This is a genomic window from Microbacterium sp. CGR2 (genome assembly GCF_003626735.1).
Lineage (GTDB): Bacteria > Actinomycetota > Actinomycetes > Actinomycetales > Microbacteriaceae > Microbacterium.
Genome location: NZ_RBHX01000001.1, coordinates 111,003 through 131,874, shown reverse-complemented (window position 1 = coordinate 131,874; position 20,872 = coordinate 111,003). Strand labels below are relative to the sequence as shown.

21 protein-coding genes and 2 tRNA genes are annotated in these 20,872 nt (G+C 67.3%); 11 read left to right on the top strand and 12 right to left on the bottom strand.

Annotation, left to right across the window (positions count from 1 at the left end):
- Window positions 1–38 precede the first annotated feature (38 nt).
- From D7252_RS00725 to D7252_RS00700, 6 genes are all read left to right on the top strand, one after another.
- Window positions 39–1,196: a DNA polymerase III subunit delta' gene (locus tag D7252_RS00725; RefSeq protein WP_120773655.1), complete on the top strand. Its 1,158-nt coding sequence runs from the start codon at window positions 39–41 to the stop codon at window positions 1,194–1,196.
- On the top strand, window positions 1,193–2,749 hold the full coding sequence (locus D7252_RS00720) for an alpha/beta hydrolase (protein WP_120773654.1): 1,557 nt from the start codon (window positions 1,193–1,195) through the stop codon (window positions 2,747–2,749). Before D7252_RS00725 ends, D7252_RS00720 begins: the two co-directional genes overlap by 4 nt.
- A gap of 115 nt (window positions 2,750–2,864) precedes the next feature.
- Window positions 2,865–2,937 (top strand) — tRNA-Thr (locus D7252_RS00715).
- Between the two features lie 67 nt (window positions 2,938–3,004).
- Entirely contained in the window at window positions 3,005–3,586 is a 582-nt protein-coding gene (locus D7252_RS00710; protein ID WP_120773653.1) for an isochorismatase family protein, read from the top strand.
- On the top strand, window positions 3,583–4,116 hold the full coding sequence (locus D7252_RS00705; RefSeq protein ID WP_120773652.1) for a DUF1697 domain-containing protein: 534 nt from the start codon (window positions 3,583–3,585) through the stop codon (window positions 4,114–4,116). Before D7252_RS00710 ends, D7252_RS00705 begins: the two co-directional genes overlap by 4 nt.
- The gene (locus D7252_RS00700) at window positions 4,113–4,742 is read left to right on the top strand and encodes a M23 family metallopeptidase (protein WP_120773651.1); all 630 of its coding nucleotides are present in this window, start codon (window positions 4,113–4,115) and stop codon (window positions 4,740–4,742) included. The genes D7252_RS00705 and D7252_RS00700 overlap by 4 nt, the downstream gene beginning before the upstream one ends.
- Window positions 4,743–4,747: 5 nt before the next feature.
- On the opposite strand, the gene D7252_RS00695 is transcribed toward D7252_RS00700, so the two are convergent.
- Complete coding sequence (locus tag D7252_RS00695) at window positions 4,748–4,963, bottom strand: hypothetical protein (protein WP_120773650.1); 216 nt, start codon at window positions 4,961–4,963, stop codon at window positions 4,748–4,750.
- Window positions 4,964–4,988: 25 nt separating this feature from the next.
- Between D7252_RS00695 and D7252_RS00690 the strand changes: the two genes are divergently transcribed.
- Window positions 4,989–5,507: a CGNR zinc finger domain-containing protein gene (locus D7252_RS00690; protein ID WP_120773649.1), complete on the top strand. Its 519-nt coding sequence runs from the start codon at window positions 4,989–4,991 to the stop codon at window positions 5,505–5,507.
- Between the two features lie 21 nt (window positions 5,508–5,528).
- On the opposite strand, the gene D7252_RS00685 is transcribed toward D7252_RS00690, so the two are convergent.
- From D7252_RS00685 to D7252_RS00670, 4 genes are all read right to left on the bottom strand, one after another.
- Window positions 5,529–6,074, bottom strand: a complete 546-nt coding sequence (locus D7252_RS00685) for a type 1 glutamine amidotransferase domain-containing protein (RefSeq protein WP_120773648.1) — start codon at window positions 6,072–6,074, stop codon at window positions 5,529–5,531.
- 143 nt (window positions 6,075–6,217) lie between these two features.
- On the bottom strand, window positions 6,218–8,296 hold the full coding sequence (locus tag D7252_RS00680; protein ID WP_120773647.1) for a SpoIIE family protein phosphatase: 2,079 nt from the start codon (window positions 8,294–8,296) through the stop codon (window positions 6,218–6,220).
- A 111-nt stretch (window positions 8,297–8,407) separates the two neighbouring features.
- Window positions 8,408–8,480 (bottom strand) — tRNA-Lys (locus D7252_RS00675).
- Between the two features lie 136 nt (window positions 8,481–8,616).
- Window positions 8,617–9,282, bottom strand: coding sequence for a fasciclin domain-containing protein (locus D7252_RS00670; RefSeq protein WP_120773646.1), 666 nt, complete (start codon window positions 9,280–9,282; stop codon window positions 8,617–8,619).
- Between the two features lie 208 nt (window positions 9,283–9,490).
- Between D7252_RS00670 and sigK the strand changes: the two genes are divergently transcribed.
- The 4 genes from sigK to D7252_RS00650 all read left to right on the top strand — a co-directional run bounded on the left by sigK (window position 9,491) and on the right by D7252_RS00650 (window position 12,600).
- Window positions 9,491–10,078 carry an ECF RNA polymerase sigma factor SigK gene (sigK, locus tag D7252_RS00665; RefSeq protein WP_120776719.1) on the top strand — a complete coding sequence of 196 codons (588 nt, stop codon included), beginning with the start codon at window positions 9,491–9,493 and terminating at the stop codon, window positions 10,076–10,078.
- Window positions 10,075–10,863 (top strand): anti-sigma factor domain-containing protein, encoded by a 789-nt coding sequence (locus D7252_RS00660; RefSeq protein ID WP_120773645.1) that lies wholly within the window; start codon window positions 10,075–10,077, stop codon window positions 10,861–10,863. Before sigK ends, D7252_RS00660 begins: the two co-directional genes overlap by 4 nt.
- Before the next feature lie 28 nt (window positions 10,864–10,891).
- Entirely contained in the window at window positions 10,892–11,521 is a 630-nt protein-coding gene (locus D7252_RS00655; RefSeq protein ID WP_120773644.1) for a DNA-directed RNA polymerase subunit beta, read from the top strand.
- 194 nt (window positions 11,522–11,715) lie between these two features.
- Window positions 11,716–12,600, top strand: coding sequence for an aminodeoxychorismate lyase (locus D7252_RS00650; RefSeq protein ID WP_120773643.1), 885 nt, complete (start codon window positions 11,716–11,718; stop codon window positions 12,598–12,600).
- Between the two features lie 58 nt (window positions 12,601–12,658).
- Here the strand turns inward: D7252_RS00650 and pstB are convergent, their stop codons facing one another.
- From pstB to D7252_RS00615, 7 genes are all read right to left on the bottom strand, one after another.
- Window positions 12,659–13,438, bottom strand: coding sequence for a phosphate ABC transporter ATP-binding protein PstB (pstB, locus tag D7252_RS00645; RefSeq protein ID WP_120773642.1), 780 nt, complete (start codon window positions 13,436–13,438; stop codon window positions 12,659–12,661).
- A gap of 38 nt (window positions 13,439–13,476) precedes the next feature.
- Window positions 13,477–14,571 carry a phosphate ABC transporter permease PstA gene (gene pstA / locus D7252_RS00640; protein ID WP_120773641.1) on the bottom strand — a complete coding sequence of 365 codons (1,095 nt, stop codon included), beginning with the start codon at window positions 14,569–14,571 and terminating at the stop codon, window positions 13,477–13,479.
- A 1-nt stretch (window position 14,572) separates the two neighbouring features.
- Window positions 14,573–15,541, bottom strand: a complete 969-nt coding sequence (gene pstC, locus D7252_RS00635) for a phosphate ABC transporter permease subunit PstC (RefSeq protein ID WP_120773640.1) — start codon at window positions 15,539–15,541, stop codon at window positions 14,573–14,575.
- Window positions 15,542–15,669: 128 nt separating this feature from the next.
- The gene (pstS, locus tag D7252_RS00630) at window positions 15,670–16,773 is read right to left on the bottom strand and encodes a phosphate ABC transporter substrate-binding protein PstS (RefSeq protein WP_120773639.1); all 1,104 of its coding nucleotides are present in this window, start codon (window positions 16,771–16,773) and stop codon (window positions 15,670–15,672) included.
- Between the two features lie 151 nt (window positions 16,774–16,924).
- Window positions 16,925–17,902 carry an NUDIX hydrolase gene (locus D7252_RS00625; protein WP_120773638.1) on the bottom strand — a complete coding sequence of 326 codons (978 nt, stop codon included), beginning with the start codon at window positions 17,900–17,902 and terminating at the stop codon, window positions 16,925–16,927.
- Window positions 17,899–20,064 carry an RNA degradosome polyphosphate kinase gene (locus D7252_RS00620; RefSeq protein WP_120776718.1) on the bottom strand — a complete coding sequence of 722 codons (2,166 nt, stop codon included), beginning with the start codon at window positions 20,062–20,064 and terminating at the stop codon, window positions 17,899–17,901. Before D7252_RS00620 ends, D7252_RS00625 begins: the two co-directional genes overlap by 4 nt.
- Before the next feature lie 52 nt (window positions 20,065–20,116).
- Entirely contained in the window at window positions 20,117–20,800 is a 684-nt protein-coding gene (locus D7252_RS00615) for a response regulator transcription factor (RefSeq protein WP_120773637.1), read from the bottom strand.
- Window positions 20,801–20,872 lie beyond the last annotated feature (72 nt).

The window sequence follows — 20,872 nt, the reverse complement described above, 5'->3', positions numbered from 1 at the left end:
GGACGGCGTACGTCGGCGCTCCCGCGTAGGCTGAGGGCATGCCCCAGATCGTCGCCGCCCCGTTCCCGTGGGCCGATGTGTGGGGGCAGGATGCAGCTGTCGAGACTCTTCGTGCTGCCGCCTCTGACCCGTCAGCGCTCTCCCACGCCTGGTTGATCACCGGCCCGCCGGGGTCGGGCCGTTCGACGCTCGCGTATGCCTTCGCCGCCGCGCTGATCGCCGAGCAGTCCGACGACGAGTCCACGATGCGCCAGGTGCTGGCGGGCACACATCCCGACGTCACCGCGCTGCGCACCGACAAGGTCATCATCACGATCGCTGAAGCCCGTGCGCTGGTGGAGCGATCGTACTTCGCGCCCTCTGCCGGTCGATATCGCGTCATCGTCGTCGAAGATGCCGATCGCATGGTCGAGCGCACGTCGAACGTGCTGCTCAAGGCGCTCGAAGAGCCGCCGGAGCTGACGGTCTGGATCCTGTGCGCGCCCAGCGAAGCCGACCTTCTGCCCACGATCCGCTCCCGGGTGCGGTCGCTGCGCCTCCGCGAACCCGATGTGGCCGATGTGGCCCGGTTGATCAGTCTGCGCACCGGCGTCGATGAGGTCGTCGCAGAGCAGGCCGCTCGCCACGCCCAGCGCCACATCGGCATGGCCCAGCGCCTGGCCACCGATGATTCGGCACGCCGCCGACGCGATGAGACCCTGCGCTCGGTGTTGGGGGTGCGCGGCGTCGGCGATGCCGTCGAGGTCGCGGGGCGGATCATCCAGGCCGCCACCGAAGACGCGAAGGCGCTCACCGCCGAACGCGACGCCACAGAGCGTGCCTCCATGCTCCGCACCATCGGGATCGCAGAGGGGCAGCCGGTGCCGCCCGCCCTGCGCACGCAGCTCTCCGCGCTGGAAGACGATCAGAAGAAACGCGGCACGCGCAGCCTGCGCGATGGCATCGACCGGGTGCTGACCGATCTTCAGTCGCTGTTCCGCGATGTTGTGATGCTGCAGTTCGGACGAGGCGACGACCTGATCAACAGCGAGTTGCGCACAGAGTTGAGCGCGCTCGCGTCCGCCTGGTCCGAGACCCGTACGCTTGTCGTACTTGACCACCTTGCTGAGACGCGGCAGTCGTTGGAGCGCAATGTCGCCCCGCTGCTCGCCCTGGAGAGCTTGCTCGTGACGATCACGAGCGGGAGGAAACCGTGAACGATCGATCGACTTCCCGCCTCCGTCGTGCTGCCGCTGTCATCGCGGGGATCGCCGCGGCTTCCGTCGCACTGTCAGGCTGCCTCTACGCGGCGATACCCGAACAGGCGGCTCCGCGTCCCTCGGTGACGAACGAGCCCGACACCGAGGGTGTCGACGCCGATCTGCTCCCGTACTACTCCCAGACACTGGAGTGGGCCGAGTGCGGCACCGGTTTTGACTGCACCGAGGTGACGGCCCCGCTCGACTGGGAAGACCCGAGCGCGGGCGACATCGCCCTGTCCGTCGTCCGACACCAGGCCGAGGGAACGCCGATCGGATCGCTGCTCACCAACCCCGGTGGCCCTGGCTCCAGTGGCGTGGACCTCATCCAGAACAGTCTCGACTTCGCGATCGGTGCAGACCTCATCGAGAACTACGACGTGATCGGTTTCGATCCTCGCGGTGTCGGCGCATCGACAGCGGTGACCTGTTACGACGCCGCGCAGATGGACGACTACCTGTACGGCATTCCGACCGCGAAGAGAGGGACAGCCGCGTGGGAGGCGGAGGTTCTCGAGTCGCACAAGGCGTTCTCCGAGGCCTGCGACGCGAACAGCGGCGGCATCCTGCCGCACATCACCACGATCAACTCCGCCCGTGACATGGACTTGATCCGAGCGGTTCTCGGCGATAAGGAACTCAACTACCTCGGCTACTCGTACGGCACGTTCCTCGGAGCCACGTACGCGAAGCTCTACCCCGAGAAGGCGGGTCGGCTCGTGCTCGACGGCGCGATCGACCCGGCCGTCCCGGGACTCGAGGTGGGCGCGACTCAGGCTCTCGGTTTCGAATCGGCGCTGCGCGCCTACATGCAGTACTGCCTCGACTCGGGCAGCTGCCCCTTCAACGGCACCGTCGACGACGCGATGGCCGATCTGGGTGCGCTGCTCGCGAGCGTCGACCGCACGCCGCTCGCGAACGGTGATGGGCGCATGCTGGGCGCCGACTCGCTGATGACCGGCATCATCGCCGCCCTGTATTCGGAAGACAGCTGGAGCTACCTCACCCAGGCGCTTGACGAGGCACTGCAGGGTGACCCGACGACGGCCTTCGTGCTTGCCGACTTCTACAACGGTCGCGAAGGCGACACCTACATCGACAACTCCTCCGAGGCGTTCCGGGCATACAACTGCATGGACTACCCGGTGGAAGAAGATCCGGACGCCGAAGCCGCGACCGAGGCGAAGATCGCCGAGGGTGCCCCGACGATCGCCCCTTACTGGAGCGGCCCCGACCCCTGTGAGGTCTGGCCGTACCCGCCGACCGGCACCCGCGGCGAGATCGCTGCGGAAGGCGCAGGACCCATCGTCGTCGTGGGAACGACCAACGACCCCGCCACCCCCTACGAGTGGTCGGAATCGCTTGCGGGCCAGCTGGAGGAGGGCGTGCTCATCACCCGCGTCGGAGAGGGGCACACCGGTTACAACAAGGGCAACGCCTGTGTCGATGAGGCCGTCGAAGCCTTCCTGCTCGAGGATGTCGTCCCCGAAGACGGCCTGCGCTGCGAGTGACATCGCGCCGCACCGGGAACGGTCGGCCGGCGGTCGTCGCCGCAGTCGTCGCCTCGATTCGCGACGAGCCTCGAGACAAGGTAATATCGGTGATCGCGCCGCTCACGCGTCGCACGCCGCCTTAGCTCAGTCGGCAGAGCATCTCACTCGTAATGAGAAGGTCGTCAGTTCGATTCTGACAGGCGGCTCCGAAGGCCCCGTGATGCGAAGAACATCACGGGGCCTTTCCCGTCCGTCACGGCGTACCCTCGAAGCATGAGCAGGGCACTCCTCATCGTCGACGTCCAGAACGATTTCACCGAGGGCGGTGCACTCGCCGTCGAGGGAGGCGACGCCGTCGCTGCGGCGATCACGGCCTTCCTGTCCGAGCGGGCGGCGGAATACGACGTCATCATCGCCTCGCGCGACTGGCACGACCCCGAGGGCGACAACGGCGGCCATTTCGCAGCAGTCCCGGACTTCACCGACACCTGGCCGGTGCACTGCGTCGCGGGGACCGAGGGTGCCGAGTACGATCCGCTCCTCACCACCGATGCCGTGACTCATCATGTGCGCAAGGGTCAGGGGAAGCCGGCTTACTCGATGTTCGAAGGCACGACGGATGCCGATGCGACGGTCGGCGCCGTGCTGACCGAGGCCGGTGTGCTCCGCGCGGACGTCGTGGGGATCGCGACGGATCATTGCGTGCGAGCATCGGCTCTCGATGCCATCGCGCACGGAGTGCAGGTGCGCATCCTCACCGATCTCGTCGCCGGAGTGGCCCCGGAGCCGAGTGCCGCCGCCCTGGCAGAACTCGCGCATGCCGGCGCGGAACTGCTCGAAAGCGCAGACGTGTGACACGGAGCGTCCTGCTGCTGCGCGCCGTCAACGTCAGCGGGCGGAACAGCGTGCCGATGGGGCGGCTTCGGGAAGTGCTGGCGGCGGAGACCGACCTGACCGATGTGACGACGTACATCGCGAGCGGAAACATCATCTGCGAGACACCCACAGAGCCTGCCGTGGCCTGCCGGTCCGTCCGCACGGCGATCGCCGCCGCGTTCGACGTGGACACTCCGGTCATCCACCGGGATCACGCGCAGCTGACAGCATCCGCCGGCCGGCAGCCGTTCACCGACGGCGTCGAGAAGTTCGTGCATGCGATGTTCCTCGAAGGTTCTGCGCCGCGAGGGGCGATCGAGGCCCTCCAACCGCGGCTGCGAACCGGCGAACGCCTGGCGTTCATCGGCGACGACCTGTGGATCGACTACGGCGACGGCGGGGTGCAGGTGACCAAGCTCACCAAGACCGTGCTCGATCGTGCACTCGGCGTCGCGGGAACCACGCGAAACCTTCGCACGGTCCGCGCTCTGATCGAGTTGACGAGATGACCGCGGATGCCGTCGAGCTCGCGCTGCCCTTCACCGGGCGTTGGCTGGTGCAGAACAGTCCGGCCTCACGCGTGCCCAGTCATGGCACCGAGCTCTTCGGCACGTCGTACGCGATCGACTTCGTCCCGGTGGGCGCCGATGGTCGCAGCGCACCCCGCACCCTCGCCAGTGTGTTCGCGACGGAACCGCCCGAGTCCTTCGTCGGGTTCGGTCGCCCGGTCCTCGCTCCGGTCGGCGGGGTGGTCGAGGTGGTCCACGACGGTGAGCGTGACCACGCCGCTCGACGCTCCCCGCTGGGACTGCTCGGGTATGCGCTGACCCAGTCTTCGCGAGTCCGTGAGGGCGCTGCGGCGATCGCCGGCAACCACATCGCCATCCGCATCGACGAGGGTCTCGTGCTGCTCGCTCATCTGCGCGCGGGTAGCATCCGAGTCAGGCCGGGTGAGCGGGTGACCGCCGGGACGGCCATCGGCGAGTGCGGAAATTCGGGCAACAGCACCGAGCCGCACGTGCACGTCCAGGTGTCCGATTCGCTCGAGCGGAACGCGCACGGCGTCCCGCTCGTTTTCGTCGATCCGTCCGGGAACCGCGTGCTGCCCCGCAACGGCGAGGTCGTCGCAGCCTGAGCGGCTCAGCTGCTCCTCCGGGGGAACTCAGGGCTCAGTGCGGCGGGAGGGGTCTGCGCGTGCGACTGCAGATCGACCCGGCGTGTGCCGCAATCGTCGCATCGCACGTACAGCACGGTCCCTTCGCTGGTCGGATGCCGCGACTCCACGAGCCAGGCATGCTCGTGGGTCGTCCGCGGGGGAGCGAGGCGGGGAACCGGAAGCGTGTTCGTCGAGGTCATGCATCCAGCGTGATGTAATGGTCTTATGCATCTCAACCCTTACGGCGAGTATGCGGTACTGCTCGCGGCATCCCTCGCCAATGACTGGCCGGACGACCGCGCCGGCATCGAGGAGCGCACACTCGAACTCGGCATGACGCAGACCTTCCCGCCGGCACCCGGCGACCACGCCGAAGTCCGGGCAGTGATCGACGACTGGTTGACGATCGTCGATGCGGACGACCCCGATCGGCGTGCGGAGATGCTCAACGCCCAGCTCGCCGCCGTGGCCGCGTACCCCCGCTTGACGAATCACGACGGCGAGGGGTGGCATCTCCACTACCGCGATGACGTGCGCTCGCTGCCGTTCGTCCTGCGCGCGATCATCAGCCTCGGCACGTCGCTGCACCTCGTGACGCGGGGCATGCACCGACTGGCGCGATGTGAGGCGGCCCCGTGCACGAATGTCGTCGCGGATGTGACCCGCAACGGCCGCCAGCGCTTCTGCTCCGTACGCTGTGCGAACCGTGCGGCTGTACGACGGCATCGTGCGCGGGGTGCCTGAGGCACGCGCCGATCGGGAGGGTCAGGCGGTCTGACCCGAGTGCTTGCCCTCGCCGATCTCCTCGACCAGCTTGGCGTTGAACGCGGGCAGGTCGTCGGGCGTGCGGCTCGAGACCAGTCCTGCATCGACGACGACCTCTTCGTCGACCCATGTCGCTCCGGCGTTGCGGAGGTCGGTCGTGAGGCTCGGGTAGCTCGTGAGGGTCCGTCCGTCGACCACGCCGGCTTCGATGAGGATCCAGGCGCCATGGCAGATCACGCCCACGGGCTTGTGCTGTTCGAAGAAGGTCCGCGTCAGCGCGATAGCAGCCTGGTCGAGACGCAGATGGTCGGCGTTCACGACGCCTCCCGGAAGCACGAGCGCGTCGAACTGGTCGGCCTTCGCATCGGCCGCGGCGAGGTCGACGGACTGCTCGTGACCGTTCTTGCCGGTGATCCGGCCGCTGTCAGGGGCGATCAGGGTCGCGCTCGCGCCTTCCGCGGTCACCGCGTCCCACGGGCTGGTCAGCTCGCTGTCCTCGAATCCGTCCGTCGCCAGGAATGCCACTCGGTTGCCGGTGAGAGTCATCGTTCATCCTTTCGTGGGGGAGTCGTCCCTCGGGTCGCGGGGACACATCGACTCTCCTTCGAGCAGGCTCAGTGCAAAAGGGGGTGGCCGATGCGAGAGAGGGGTGATACGCCCGCGAGTCGGATGTTGCGGGTCGCGCGGGGTCACGCGGGCTGACGGCGGAGCGCGAGGATCGTCAGGTCGTCTTCGATTGCCGCAGATGCGGTGAGCGCGGCGACGGCGCCAACGGCGTCCGCGGCAGATCCTGCGCGTGAAGCCTCCTGCCAGACCTTGTCGAGGCCCTCGGGCGTGCCGTCCACGGCATCGAGAACACCATCACTCATCACGAGAAGCAGATCGCCAGGAGCGAGATACTCCTTCCTGACGCCGCGCTCTTCTTCGTCGCCCACGCCCAGCGGCAGGTCCACACTCTCGAGTCGTCGCCCGGTGCCGCCGGCGGGAATGATCGCCGCGAGTCCGTGCCCGGCGTCCACATAGCGGAGCGCTCCCGTGGGGGCATGCAGATGCGCGTGAAAGACCGTGACGAAGGCATTGATGTTGGAAAGGTCCCTCACCATGCTCTTCTCGGTCGCCGACACGGCTCGCACGACATCCTGGTCCCCGCCATGCGCCCGGAGCAGGGAGCGCGTCGTGGCTGCCAGGATCGCCGCACCCGGTCCCTTGCCCATCACGTCCGCAAGAGTCAGCACCAGCCCGTCGTCCAGTTCGTACCAGTCGTAGAAGTCGCCCCCGACGGAGCCCGCAGGCACGAATCGCGCCGCCAGCTCGTATCCCGGGAGGTGAGGTAGATCGAGGGGCAGGAGACTGGATTGGATCTGAGCGGCGCGCCGAAGCTCCTCGCGCTCGAGTGTCACGTCGCGGAGTACCGTGACGACCCCGGCGCCGGCTGTCACCGGCAACCGCGCAGTGGTGAACGAGATGATCCGGTCACTGCTGGGCTCCGCGCCGTCGGGGCGTATCAGCAGTTCGAGGTCACGGACGTCGTTCCCGGCGAGAGACCTGCGAAACGGCATGTCGGTCGGTGCCAGCGCAGACCCGTCCAGGTTTCGGATCGAGGCGAGGTCCGGCTCCACCCCCTCCATGCTCTGTCGCGGCGCGCCAGCTCCGGTATCAACGCGGAGAAGGCGGGCGGCGGCGCTGTTTCGGACAACGAGGTGTCCTTCGCGATCGACCACGCGAACGCCCTCGGACATCGTCTCGAAGATGGTCTCGTAGAGATCGGCCTGAGCCTGGGCGTCGTTCTTCGCGTCGGACAGTGCGGCGGAGAGCTCGTCCCGATCGTCACGGTCGAGTGCGAGCGCCAACCCGATGGCACAGAAAAGTGTGACGTACAGCTGTGCGACGGCGATCTGAGTGATCGGCGCCCCGAGACTCAACCATGGTCCTGCGCCCGCGGCAGCGATGGCCGTGCAACCGATGGCGACGAGTGCGCCTTGCACGGGCACGAGGGGTGAGGGCAGTCTCGCTCCAGCCCAGCAGGCCAGAGCCAGCAGGGGGAAGACGATCGCCGTGTCCTCGGTGCTGATGAACCAGACGACGTGCACGATGGGCGAAAGTACGAGCAGGAAGGCCCACTCGGCGGGGTGCGATCGCAGCGCGTGGAGCCGTCCGGTTGCGGCTGAATCGACTGTTCGCACTCGCGCCCGGCGGATGAGTCCTCCGACGATGAGGCCGAGGGGAACGATGACGACGATGCTCCCGGTGTTCCGCGCACACCAGAGAAGGATCACCTGCCAGTCCCACCCGCCGGCGAACACAGCCGCGTTGAGACCGATGAGGACCGCGGACACGGCGGGGCCGAGAATCGATGCCAGCAGGAACCACCAGAGATCCCGCCGCGTGATCGGGCTCCCTGCTCGGCTGCGCCAGATTCGCGGGCAGTGGCGGGAGATGAGGACGGCGATGACAGCGGTCTGCACGATTGCGGCCAGACCTGCGGCGACGGCGCCGCTCATCTCGCCGCCGGTGACCGCCACGCCGAGTGAGGTGAGAAGGCCGATCAGGATGATGTCCAGCGCTGCCCAGGGACGGCCCGCTCGCGCGGTGATCCACAGCACTGATACCCCGGCGGCGGGCCACACCATACTGAGGTTGGACTGCGGGAGCACCGTGGCCCGTCCCAGCAGAACGGCAACGGCGTAGCCGACGATGAAGCCTGACAGCAAAACGATCTCGCGTCGGATTTCGCCTGCTTCAATCGTTCGTTCGGAGGTGACTCTCATCTGTCGTTGCCCTCCCGCCGTAGCCCGTCGGTGGTGCCGCGGGTGAGTTCAGCGTAGCCCTCGGCGTCGTCGGCCCCAGGGGCGAACGACCGGGAGTTGATGATCGTGCGGTGGGCCCCGTGGGGCTCGAACCCACGACCCGCGGATTAAAAGTCCGATGCTCTGCCAACTGAGCTAGAGGCCCTCCCCACCATTGTATGGGGCATGACGAAGGGCCGTCGGCGGTGCAACACCGTCGACGGCCCTTCGCGTCCTCCTCGCGTTCCTCCCCCGAGACGGGAGAAGGACGCTCGCCGGGTATCCCCACCCGGCTTTCCCGCTTACTCAGCCGGGGGCATCAGCACCGTGTCGATCAGGTACACGGTGGCGTTGGCGGTCTGGACGCCACCGCAGATGACGGCGGATGCGTCGTTGACCATCCAGTCGTCACCGCTGCCGGTGACCTCGAGGTCGGCACCCTGCACCGTGGTGTGCATGCCAGCGATGTCCTCGGGAGCGATCTGGCCGGGGACGACGTGGTACGTCAGGATCGAGCTCAGCGTTGCGCTGTCGGTCTTGAGTGCCTCGATCGTGGCCGGGTCGATCTTCGCGAAGGCCTCGTCCACCGGTGCGAACACCGTGAACTCGTCGCCGTTGAGCGTGTCGACCAGGTCGACGTCCGGGTTGAGCTGTCCGCTCACTGCTGCGACGAGCGTCTTCAGCAGCGGATTGTTGGAGGCTGCGACGGCGACCGGGTCCTGAGACATGCCCTCGACCGAGCCTGCGCCGTCCGGCACTGCCTCGGCGTAAGCCGCGCAGCCGGGGCCGACGAGGTTGGCGGCCGGGTCCATCGTCTCGGGCGCTTCGGTCTCCTCCGACGTCTCGGGCGCCGACGACTCCGGCGACTCCTCTTCGGGGGTGCCGCCCATCGAACAGGCCGAGAGCAGGAATGCGCTCGCCAGCGTGAGGGTGACTGCTGCGGTGACCTTCTTCTTGGTGGTGAACATGTCGAGCTCCTTCAAAAACTGAGCCGCGGCCTCTCCGTGGCGTCGAGTTCTGTTCGGAGCCCCCTCGCCATCGGATGGGACAGATCCCAAAGTTTTTTCTCCGGCGCCTTTTCTGCCCGATCTCGGACCATCGCACTCGGCCTCGATTCCGTCACGTTAGGGCGTCACGTGCGCGGTAATAGCGCGCGCATGCGGCATGCTTGTGCTGATGGTCATCGATGGAATGGACGTCCCGGAGGACGGGACGGCGAGTGATGTCGTCGGCGCACTCCTCCAACGCATCGCCGACGGTGACCAGCGTGCTTTCGCAGAGCTCTACGACGCCCTCTCCGCGCGCGTGTTCGGTCTCATCCTCCGCGTGCTGGTGAACCGCTCGCAGAGCGAAGAGGTGCTCCAGGAGGTCTTCCTCGAGATCTGGCAATCCGCTTCGCGCTTCGCTCCGAACAAGGGTCAAGGACGAGCATGGGTGATGACCATCGCACATCGCCGGGCCGTGGACAGGGTGCGTGCATCCCAGTCCAGTGCGGACCGAGATGTGCGGGCCGGACTGAGAGACATCGGTGTGGCGCATGACAGCGTCGCTGAACGGGTGGAACTCGGGATCGACGGTGAGAAGGTGGTCGAAGCGCTCACGGGGCTGCCCGAAGTGCAGCGTGAAGCTCTCGTTCTTGCTTACTACGGTGGTTACAGTCAGAACGAGATATCGGTGCTCGTAGGAGCACCGCTGGGGACGATCAAGACACGGATGCGAGACGGGCTCACCCGTCTGCGTGCGGCGATGGGGGTGACGGCATGAACGAGGAAGAATTCGCAGAACTCGCGGCAGGCGCCGCCCTGGGCGCACTGTCTCCCGACGACGAGCAGCGTTTCCGCGCAGCCCTCTTCACCAACCCGGAATGGCGTTCGATCGCCGAGACCGAGGCGGAGACTGCTGCCCTGCTGACGGACGCGGTCGCTTCGGTGACACCGCCAGACAACATCCGCGCTTCGCTGCTCGCGCAGATCGCCACGACACCGCAGGGCGTCGAGCCCGACGATCGTCCCGGTCCGACCGTCGACGCACCCGGGGTGGCGCACGCGACCGACGCCTCGCGCGCCCGCGACGAGCCTCGCTCGGCTCCGCGCCGCTGGACACGCGTGGTGTTCGCGCTCGCCGCCTGCCTTGCTCTCCTGGTGGGTGTGGGAATCGGGGCGGTGGCGCTCAACGATCAGCTCAACCGTCCTGCGTCCGTCGTGGCGTTGGAAGAGATCCAGGCTGCCGGGGACGCTGCACAGGCGACGGTCGAGCTGGACGGCGGCGGATCCGCCACGGCGCACTGGTCGGCGTCTCTGGGAACGGCTGTCCTGGTGGCCGACGACATCGAGGCTCCCGAAGACGGCAAGACGTACGAACTCTGGTTCCTCCGCGGCGACGCCCCCATAGCCGCCGGCGTCTTCGACGTCGACGACGGAGACGCGACGGCGGTGCTCGACGGTGACATGCACGAGGGCGACGCGATCGCGGTGACCGTCGAACAGGCGGGCGGTTCGCCCAACGGCCAGCCGACGTCCGATCCGGTGCTCGTCATCCCTACGGCCTGAGCACGGCAATCGCAGGTACCCTGGTTCGATGCCCGAGCAGCATCACCGACCCGTGCGACGCCCCACCAGCGCCTTCGACAACATCGTGGGCACGCACGACCCCGCAGAGGAGTCGCGAGTGGCGCACGCCACAGCATCCGCTCTGCTGACGCGCGTTCGTGCCGACGAGAGCGGAGCAAGCGCCGAGCGTCTCGTCGCGTTCACCGCCGAACACGGCATCGATGAGATCGCCGAACTGTGGTCCAAGGCACCGGGACGCACGCTGCCGGGGGCGTTGTGGCGGCTGTATGTCCTGCAGCTCGCGATCCATGGGGACCCGCGGACAGCGGCGTTTCTCTACGAGCGCGGTCGCGTCGAACTGGCCTCGGCGGATGCCGTCATCGCCGGCGCCCCTGTTCCCGCGGACCCCGATGAGCTCGTCGCCCTCATCGACACGATCCTTCGCGGCGCGTTCCGCGGCGACTTCGCCGTGGCGCTCGACCGGGCGGCAGCCTTCTGCCGAGTGCAGGCGTCCGGTGCCACGCACACAGCCGATGACTATGAGTCGACCGAGCCGGCGCGGGCGAGCGAACTCACCACGAGGGCACTGCGGCTCAGCAGCTATGGACACGACCTTTCCGCTGCCGCGATGCTGTGGCGCACGGGCGCCCTCGCCTGAACGTCGGGCGTGAGCCGACAACACGGCCGGATCAGCCGCGGATGGTCGTAGACAGAGAAAGACCGGGCCGCAAGAACGCCTCTCGGCGGAAGGCCGCTCAAAGCGGCGAATATTGGAGCCCGGGGTTATGCGGCCCGGCCGTTCAATTGTAACGCGAGACTCCGCAAGGTATTCCCGGCCCGTAGGCTCAAAGGATGACACAGCGCTTCGCTCTGATGATCGCCCCCGTCGTCGCCGGTGACGACCGCACGGACTACCGCGAGACGTTCACCCAGGTGGACGCGGCGGCTCCCGCCCTCAGCGTGGGGGAGCTGAGCACCCAGCGAGGCGACGGCGTCTTCGAGTCGATCGGCGTCGTCGACGGGCACGCGCAGGAGGTCGTGCCGCACCTCGAGCGACTCGCGCATTCCGCGCGGCTGTGCGATCTTCCGGAGCCTCATCTTCCGCAGTGGCGGCAGGCGATCGACCAGGCTGCAGCCCGATGCGGCGGCGGTGAGGCCGTCATCAAACTCATTCTCAGTCGAGGCGTCGAGCACGGGCCCACTCCGACAGCCTGGGTGACCGCAGCCCCGGCTCCCGACTTCGCGCGCGTACGGACCGAGGGCGTCCGGGTCGTGACCCTGGACCGTGGCTACGATCTCGGGGCGGCCGAGCGTGCACCGTGGCTGCTGCTCGGTGCGAAGACGCTGTCGTATGCCGTGAACATGGCGGCGCTGCGAGAGGCCAGGCGCCGCGACGCGGATGACGCGATCTTCCTGTCCAGCGACGGGTTCGTGCTGGAGGCGCCCACCGCATCCCTCATCCTCCGCTTCGGGGATCGCTTCGTGACGCCGGCCCCGAACGGTGGCATCCTGCACGGCACGACGCAGCTGAGCGTCTACGAACACCTGTCCGCGCGGGGCTTCGACGTCGAATACGACCGCGTTCCGGCATCCGACCTGCCACGAGCGGATGCCGCGTGGCTGGTCTCGAGCGTCCGCCTGGCTGCCCCGATCACCGCCGTCGACGGCACGGCTCTCTCGATCGACACTGCGTTGACGGCGGAGCTCAACCAGTACCTGTTGTCTCCCCGCGACTGAGTCCGCCCTTCCGTTCGCCGCAGCTGAAGCGGAGTCCCGAGAAGTCGAGGGCCCGGGACTATCCGAAGCGGCCGGACACGTAGTCTTCAGTCGCCTGAATCGACGGGGTGGTGAAGATCGTCGTGGTGTCGTCGTACTCGATGAGCTTGCCCGGCTTGCCGGTGCCCGCGATGTTGAAGAAGGCGGTGCGGTCGGAGACGCGCGACGCCTGCTGCATGTTGTGCGTGACGATGACGACCGTGTACTGCTGCTTGATCTCCGCGATCAGCTCTTCGATCGCGAAGGTCGAGATCGGGTCGAGAGCGGAGCAGGGCTCGTCCATCAGGATCACGTCGGGAGAGACCGCGATCGCCCGCGCGATGCACAGACGCTGCTGCTGCCCGCCCGAGAGGCCGGAGCCGGGCTTGTCCAGGCGGTCCTTGACCTCGTTCCAGAGGTTGGCTCCACGAAGCGACTGCTCGACCAGCGCATCCTGATCGCTCTTGGACATGCGCGTGTTGTTGAGCTTCACGCCGGCGAGCACGTTCTCCTTGATCGACATCGTCGGGAACGGGTTCGGACGCTGGAACACCATGCCGACCCGTCGACGAACGAGTACGGGGTCGACGTTCGCGTCGTACAGGTTGCGTCCGTCGATCAGCACCTCGCCTTCGACGCGAGCACCGGGGATCACCTCGTGCATGCGGTTCAGTGTGCGGAGGAACGTCGACTTGCCGCAGCCCGACGGGCCGATGAACGCCGTCACCGTGTTGGGCTTGATGTCGATGCTCACGCCTTCGACGGCGAGGAAGTCGCTGTAGTAGACATTGAGGTCGTTGACTTCGATGCTCTTGGACACCTGGAGATCCTTCTTCTTGGTCGGGAAAAGACGTCGGCTCAGCGGCCGTTGGTCTTCGGGGCGAAAATCTTGGCGATGAGTCGCGCCAGGAGGTTGAGGACCATGACGATCACGATGAGGGTGAGCGCAGCGGCCCAGGCGCGCTCGATGAACGCGTCTGCCGGGATGCCGGGATATTTGGCTTGCATGTAGGAGAACACGGGCAGCGTCGCCATCTGCCCGCTGAACATGTTGAGGTTCAGGCTCGGCACGATTCCGACGGTGAGGAGCAGCGGAGCGGTCTCGCCGATCACGCGGGAGATGGCCAGCATGATGCTCGTGGTGATACCGGCGATGGCGGTCGGCAGGACGACCTTGATGATGGTCAGCCACTTCGGCACGCCCAGCGCATAGGCCGCTTCGCGGAGCTCGTTGGGAACGATGCGCAGCAACTCTTCCGACCCTCGCACCACCACGGGGATCATCAGGACGGACAGCGCCAACGAACCCATGATGCCCATTCGTGTGCCCGGACCCATGAGGAGGGCGAACACCGAGTAGATGAACAGGCCCGCGACGATCGAGGGGATGCCGGTCATCACGTCGACCAGGAAGGTGATGCCGCGCGCGAGCCGACGTCCTTCCCCGTACTCGACGAGATAGATCGAGGTCATCAGGCCGATCGGGACCGAGATGATGGTCGCGCCGAGGGTGATGAGCACCGTTCCCCAGATGGCGTGGACCGCTCCACCGCCCTCGCCGACGACGTTGCGCATCGAGAAGCTGAAGAACTCCGAGTCGAAGCGGGTGAGGCCGTTGATCAGCACCGTGTACAGCAGCGAGACCAGCGGGAGCAGGGCGATCACGAACGCGGTCGACACCAGGGCCGTCATGAGGCGGTCCGTCGCGTGGCGGCGGCTCTCCGCAACGGAGGAGATCACGAAGATCATCACCATGTACAGCAGCATGCCGACGATGAGAGCGAGCGCGATGTTGAAGTCCGCCGGGTCACCGCCGATGTTGGCGATGGCGAAGACGGCGCCTCCCACAGCGAAGCAGCCGAGGAGCAGGGCCCAGGGCGCCCACTTGGGCAGGTGGCCGGCGGTCGTCGAGGACGACTGCGCGATGTCGGGAGCGATGGCAGTGGCGGTCATGTCAGTTGGCTCCCGAGAATTCGGAGCGGCGGGAGACGATCCAGCGCGCGACGAAGTTGACCGCGAAGGTCACGATGAACAGGATCAGACCGGCGGCGATGAGGGTGTTGACGCCCTCGTCGTGGGCCTCCGGGAAGCGCAGTGCGATGATCGCGGGGATCGTCGTGGGGTTCTCGGGGTTGATGAGGTTGAAGGTGACGATTCCGAGCGGGGAGAGGACGAGCGTGACGGCCATGGTCTCGCCGAGTGCGCGACCGAGGCCGAGCATCGCGCCCGAGACCATGCCGCTGCGGGCGAACGGCAGAACCGCCATCCGGACCATCTCCCAGCGGGTTGCACCGAGTGCGAGCGCGGCTTCCTCGTGCAGGCGCGGTGTCTGCAGGAAGACCTCGCGGCAGATCGCCGTCATGATCGGGAGGATCATCACGGCGAGCACGAGGGATGCGGTGAGGATCGTCTTTCCGGTACCGGACGGGGTGCCCGAGAAGAGTGGGATGAAGCCGAGGTTGTCGTTGAGCCATTTGTAGAACGGCACGAGCATCGGCGCGAAGGTGAGGGCTCCCCACAGGCCGAAGACCACGGAGGGCACGGCGGCCAGCAGGTCGATGACGTAGCCGAGTGCGCCGGCCAGGCGGCGCGGTGCGTAATGCGAGATGAACAGCGCGATGCCGATCGCGATCGGCGCGGCGATCACCAGCGCGATGGCGCTGGCCCACAGGGTGCCGAAGACGAAGGGCCACACCCAGGTGACGAACGGCTGTCCGTTGAGGATGTGGTTGCCGGAGGTGTCGGGCGCCAGTGCCGGGATGGACTGGATGATCAGGAAGATCGCGACGGCCGCCAGTGTGATGAGAATGACGATGCCCGCCGCGAGCGCGGTTCCGGAGAATATGCGATCTCCTCGTCGGCGCAGCGATGTGCGCGACGGGGACGAGCGGACCTCTTCGGTGTCCGTCGTGGTTGTGGTCATCGGTGCGGCTCCACGGTGGGGGGTGGGTGGTGCGGGCTATTCATGCGGGTGCCCCCGCGTGCGCCGGTCTTGTGGTCGACCGGCGCACCCGGGGGCGACAGGGTCTCAGCCTGGAGCCGAGAACCGGGTCACTCGGTGACGATCGCCTCGATCGCCGTGGTGACCTGGTCGCGAAGCTCCGAGGAGATCGGCGCGCTGCCGGCAGCCTCGGCGGCGACATCCTGGCCCTCTTCCGAGGCGACGTACTCGAAGTACGCCTTGACCAGCGAGGCCACCTCGGCGTCTTCGTACTCGACGCAGCCGATCAGGTACGAGACCAGGGCGATCGGGTAGGAGCCGGCGGGTGCAGCGGCCGGGTCGACGGCGTAGGCGAGGTCGTGGTCGGCACGGCCTTCCTCGAGCGGCGAGGCGGCGACCAGCGCGGAGGCGGCTTCGGCGGAGTACGCGACGTACTCGCCCTCGACCTCGACGGCGACCTGTCCGAGGTCGCCGGCCTGCGAGGCGTCAGCGAAGCCGATGTAGCCGACACCGCTCTTGATGGCGCCCACGACGCCGGAGGTGCCGTCGCCGGCCTCACCGGTCTGCAGCGGCCACTCGTCGCTGGCCTCGTAGGTCCACACGTCGGGTGCGACGGCGCTGAGGTAGTTGGTGAAGGTCTCCTGCGTGCCCGAGGGGTCAGCGCGGTGGACCGGCACGATGGCCTGGTCCGGGAGCTCGACGCCCTCGTTCTGCGAGGCGATGGCCTCGTCGTTCCAGTTGGTGATCTTGCCGGCGAAGATGTTCGCGATGGTCTCGCCGTCGAGGTTCAGCGTGTCGATGCCCTCGAGGTTGAAGGCGACAGCGACCGGCGAGATGTAGACGGGGATCTCGACGATCTCGTCGGATGCGCAGGAGCCGAAGCCGCCGGCGGCGAGCTCGTCGGCGTCGAACGCCCGGTCGGAGCCGATGAAGTTCGACGAGCCGGCGATGAAGTTCTCGCGGCCCGTTCCGGACCCCGTGGCGGTGTAGTTGACGGTGACGTCGGGGTTCGCGGTCTGGAAGCCGGCGACCCAGGACTGCTGGGCGGCTTCCTGGGAGGAGGCGCCGGTGGCCTCGATGGTGCCCGTGAGGCTGGACTCGGCGGGCTCGTCGCCGGAGCCGCCGCTGGCGGGTTCGTTCGCGGCACAGCCGGCGAGGGCGAGAGCGGCCACGGCGCCGATGGCGCCGATACGTGCGATTCGGGAGATCTTCACTGTGGATCCTTCGATCTTTGATGGGTGGGGCCCGGTGCAGGGCACACAGTGACGCTAGATGCGGCGGTTAACGAGACTCTCCCGCACAGGTGAACGGGAGGTGAACGGCGCGCGTCTCTCTGGGGCGATCGCAGGCGGCTACTGCGAAGGCTCAGACCTTCGGTGCGTGCGTCTCGATCGCGATGATTCCGGAACCGGGGTTCGTGGCGGATACATGCACGACCGAGAATGCTCCCGGTTCGAGGTCTGCGGCGCTGCTCAGATAGGAGCCCTGGATCGTCGCGGTGGCCAGCGCGATCTCGGAGAGCAGCCCCGGCAGCACCGGCCCGTGGCTGCAGAGCACGGCCGGCTTGCCCGACCGGATCCGTCGTCCCACCACCGCGCGCAGATCGGCCACATCATCGTCCCAGGCGTCCTGACTGATCTTCTCGGTCAGGGTGGGTTTGCGGTCGAGTTCCCGGGCAAGGGGTGCGACGGTCTCCACGCAGCGCACGGCGTCGCTGGTCACGATCTTGCGGACGCCGAACGCGCGGAGGGGGCCGACGATGGACTTCGCCTGCTTGCGGCCGCGCTCGGACAGCGGTCGCGCGGCATCCGCACCGTCCCATTCCGACCGGGACAGTGCCTTCCCATGGCGGAGGGCGATCACCGGGAAGGTGCGGAGCACCCCGTCGTCGACCAGGTTCGTGAAGAAGTCGAGGATCTCCAGATCGACGGGGTAGCTGAGGCGTGCCCGCGCCCTCTTGACGCTCACCCATTCGATCGCCGCGATCTCCCGGTTCGGAACGAAGGTGGATTCACGGATGGCGTCATCGGTCGCCTCCGCCGCCCAGTAGTGCACGACCTTCTGCTTCTTCGATGCCAGGTGGTAGCGGCTCACACCGACGGGGACGCCGAGGGACACGCGGATGCCGGTCTCCTCGTGCACCTCGCGCACGGCGGTCTCTGCGAGCATCTCGCCCGGATCGACCTTGCCCTTGGGGAGCGTCACGTCGCGGTACTTCGTGCGATGGATCAGGAGGACGCGGAGCTTCCCGTCGACGAGTCGCCAGACCACGGCGCCGGCGGCGTAGACGGCCTTGTCGGTCCACTTCGATCCTGCCGGGACCTGGTCCTTTCGAAGGGTCATCGAACCGCCCGCGCGCGGCGCCGTCGCTGAACCAGACCCATCGTCTTGTCCTGCAGATCGACCAACGGCTTCCCGTCGGCATCTTCGGCGTGCCGCTCCCAGACGCCGTCCGCGCCGAGGTGCCACGACGTCGTACCGGGGTCCATGGCGAGATCGAAGAACGCCTGCAACTCCTTCAGATGTGCTGGGTCGGTCACCCGCACGAGCGCTTCGACGCGACGGTCGAGGTTCCGGTGCATCATGTCGGCGCTGCCGATGTACACCTGAGGATCGCCGTCGTTGTCGAAAGCGAAGATCCGGGAGTGCTCCAGGTATCGACCGAGGATGCTGCGAACGGTGATGTTGTCGCTGATGCCGTCGAGGTCGGTGCGCAGACTGCAGATTCCGCGGACCCAGACGTCGACTTTCACCCCTGCTGCGCTCGCACGGTAGAGCGCGTCGATGATCTCCTCGTCGACCATGGAGTTCACCTTGATGCGGATGTGCGCGCGTTTGCCCGCTTCGGCGTTCTTGCGCTCGGCGTCGATCTGCCGCACCAGGCCCTTGCGCAGATGCAGGGGAGCGACCAGCAGGCGCTTGAACTTCTTCTCGATCGCGTAGCCACTGAGCTCGTTGAACAGGCGGGTGAGGTCTTTGCCGACCTGCGCGTCGGCGGTGAAGAGTCCGAAGTCCTCGTAGATACGGCTGGTCTTCGGGTTGTAGTTGCCGGTGCCGACGTGCGAGTAGTGGCGCAGCATCCCGTCTTCCTCGCGGATGACCAGCGCGAGCTTGCAGTGCGTCTTGAGTCCGACGAGCCCGTACACGACGTGCACGCCGGCCTTCTCGAGCTTGCGTGCCCAGACGATGTTGTTGGCTTCGTCGAACCGCGCTTTCACCTCGACGAGTGCCAGCACCTGCTTGCCGGCCTCGGCGGCGTCGATGAGAGCCTGCACGACCGGGCTGTCGCCCGAGGTGCGGTAGAGGGTCTGCTTGATGGCGAGGACGTGCGGGTCGCGCGCTGCCTGCTCGAGGAACGCCTGAACGCTGGTCGTGAACGACTCGTACGGGTGGTGCACCAGCACGTCGGATTTGCGGATGGCCTTGAAGATGTCGGCGCGTGTGCTGGATCCGGTCGGCTGGAAGGCCACCGCCGTCGTGGGCAGGTGCGGCGGGTAGCGGAGGTCCGGACGGTCGATGCGGGAGAGGTCGAACAGCCCGCGCAGGTCGAGCGGGCCGGGAAGGCGGTAGACCTCGCGCTCGGTGATGTCGAGCTCTTTGACCAGCAGCTCGCGGGTCACCTCGTCCATCTCCTCCGTGATCTCGAGGCGGATGGGCGGGCCGAAGCGGCGGCGCAGGAGTTCGGCTTCGAGCGCCTGGATGAGGTTCTCGCTCTCGTCCTCTTCGATCTCGACGTCTTCGTTGCGGGTGAGGCGGAACGCGTGGTGGTCGAGGACCTCCATGCCCGGGAAGAGGTCGCCGAGGTGGTTGGCGATGAGTTCTTCCAGGCGCAGGAAGCGCTTGATCTCTCCGGCGCGGGGGACCTCGACGAACCGCGGGAGCATCGGCGGCACCTTGAGGCGCGCGAACTCCTGTCGACCGGTGCGCGCGTTCCGGATGCGGATCGCGAGGTTCAGGGACAGGCCCGAGATGTACGGGAACGGGTGTGCGGGGTCGACCGCGAGCGGCATGAGGACGGGAAAGACCTGAGCCTGGAAATAGTCCGTCAGCGCCGACCGCTCTTCGTCGGTGAGCTCTGACCATTCGGTGATCTCGATGCCGGCGTCCGCGAGGGCAGGACGCACCATCGAACCCCAGGCGTGGGCGTGCCGCAGCTGGAGCGCATGCGCCTCGCGCGAGATGTCGGCGAGGGCGTCAACGGGGGACCTGCCGATGTTCGTCGGGACCGCGAGCCCCGTCATGATGCGCCGCTTGAGGCCGGCGACGCGGACCATGAAGAACTCGTCGAGGTTGCTGGCGAAGATCGCCAGGAAGTTCGCGCGCTCCAGCTCGGGGAGCGTGGGGTCTTCGGCGAGTTCCAGCACTCTCTGGTTGAACGCCAGCCAGCTGAGCTCCCGGTCGAGGTAGCGATGGTCGGGCAGCAGGGCGTCCGGCGATTCGGTGGCGTCGAAGTCGTCGTCTTCGGCGTCGCCGAGGCCTGCATCAGCGAGTGCGGGATCGATCATGGGGTACATCTAAGCATCGACCGGTGACGCACGTGTGAACGCGGCGGTTCCGTTACCGCGCGCCCGCCAGGGTCTCGTCCTCGTAGACGTTGAACCGGTAGCCGACGTTGCGCACGGTGCCGATGATCTGCTCCTGGTCGCCGAGCTTCGCCCGAAGGCGCCGCACATGCACATCGACCGTGCGGGTGCCGCCGAAGTAGTCGTAGCCCCAGACCTCGCTGAGCAGCTGCTCCCGGGTGAAGACCCGCGACGGGTGGGTGGCCAGGAAATGGAGCAGCTGGAACTCCTTGTACGTGAGGTCCAGCGGCTTTCCGTGCAGCTTCGCCGAATACGACTGCTCGTCGATCGAGACTCCGGACGCCTGTACGCGGGAGGGTTCGGCGACCTCGTCGCGCCGTGCCAGGCCGAGACGCACGCGTGCGTCGATCTCGGCGGGGCCTGCTGTGGAGAGGAGGACGTCGTCGATGCCCCAGTCGCCCGACAGCGCACTCATGCCGCCTTCGGTGACGACGAGCAGGAGCGGCGCGGTCTGGCCGGTGGCGCGCAGCAGTCGGCACAGCGACTTGGCTCCGACCAGATCGTGGCGGCCGTCGACGATCACGACGTCGTATTCCGGTGCGCTGACGAGTTGCGCGGGCTCCGCGGGAATCTGGCGCACGCGGTGGCTCAGCAGTTCGAGGGCGGGCAGAACCTGCTCCGAGAGCGGAGCGTTGGTCAGAACCAGCACCAGGGCCACGCGCACTCCTCACCGGCGCGGGGGTCGACGCCGTGCCGTAATGATACCGGCACCGATGCGCCACAATGGTGA